This is a genomic window from Xanthomonas sp. SHU 308 (assembly GCF_000364645.1).
In the GTDB taxonomy this organism is placed as follows: Bacteria; Pseudomonadota; Gammaproteobacteria; order Xanthomonadales; family Xanthomonadaceae; genus Xanthomonas_A; species Xanthomonas_A sontii.
Window position 1 is genome coordinate 1 of record NZ_AQOK01000469.1, and the last position, 1,249, is coordinate 1,249.

The following is a 1,249-nucleotide window of genomic DNA, read 5'->3' on the forward strand; positions in this document are numbered from 1 at the left end:
CCCGCGGCGCCGGCGCGGCCGCGCACCCTGGCCCTGCTGGCGGCGCTGCGCCTGGAAGCCGAAGACGATCTCGCCGCTGCCGACAGCGCCTGGCAGGCGTTGGCCACGGCCCGGCCCAACGACAGCGAGGTGCAGTTGCAGGTCGCGCGCATCCAGGCGCAGGCCGGCCACCTGGACGCGGCACGCGATCGCCTGCGTGCGCTGGCGCAGCGCGACCCCGACGACCCGCGGCTGTGGTTGGCGCTGGGCAAGCTGGCGATCCTCAGCGGCAACGCCGCCACCGCGGTGGACGACGACCTGCTGCGCGCGCAACTGCTGTTCCGCCGCGGCCGCGACCTCTATGGCGAAGCGGAGACGGTGAACGCGTTGGGCGTGGGCTACGGCCGGCTCGGCCTGGCCCAGCAGGCACAGGCGCAGTACCTGCGCGCGGTGGAGTTGCGCCGGCAGGTCGGCAATCGCCGTGGCGTCGCCACCAGCCTGCGCAATCTGGCGGGCACGCTGAGCATCGGCGGCGCCTTCGCCGAGGCCGAACAAAAGCTGCAGCAGGCGCAGGCGCTGTACGTCGAACTCGGCGACCGCGACGGCCAGGCCGCCGCCGCCAACGAACTCGGCCTGCTGGCCGAGGAGCGCGGCGACTATCCGCAGGCGCTGCAGGCGTTCCGCGGCGCGCTGACCGCCTGGCGCGCGATCGGCGATGCGCACGGCGTCGCCGAGACGCTCAACAACATCGGCTTCGCGCATTTCCAGTTGGGCGACCTGGACAGCGCGCAGGCGTTCTGGGAACAGGCCGCGCGCGCCTATGCCGACCTCAACGACGCCACCGGCCGCGTGCGCACCGCGCAGAATCTCGGCCTGCTGGCCACCGCACGCGGCCACTGGACCCAGGCGCAGACCCTGCTGAGCCAAGCGTTGCGCGAGGCCGAGCGCCACCAGATGCTCGAGGAAGTGGCGGTGAGCCGGCGCAACCTGGCCGAACTGGCGTTCTGGCAAGGCCAGCGCGCGGTGGCGCTGACCGAACTGGACCAGGCGCAGCGGCTGTTCCAGCAGAGCCGCGACCAACGCGGGCAGACCGACATCGCCCTGCTGCGCGCGCAGGTGTGGCTGGCGCTGGACGACCCGGCGCAGGCGCGGCTGGCGCTGCAGCAGGTGCAGCGGCAAGCGCCCGCCTCGGTGTCCAGCGAACAGCGCGCGAGTGCGGCGCTGCTGCAGGCGCAACTGGCCGAACGCGACGGCGATGACGCCGCGGCCG

General features: G+C 73.9%; 1 protein-coding gene. It reads left to right on the forward strand.

The genetic code is table 11. From position 1 onward, the window contains the following. Nucleotides 1-1,249 (forward strand): tetratricopeptide repeat protein (locus tag D588_RS0114620; RefSeq protein WP_017916513.1); only part of this gene is annotated, 1,249 nt, incomplete at both ends.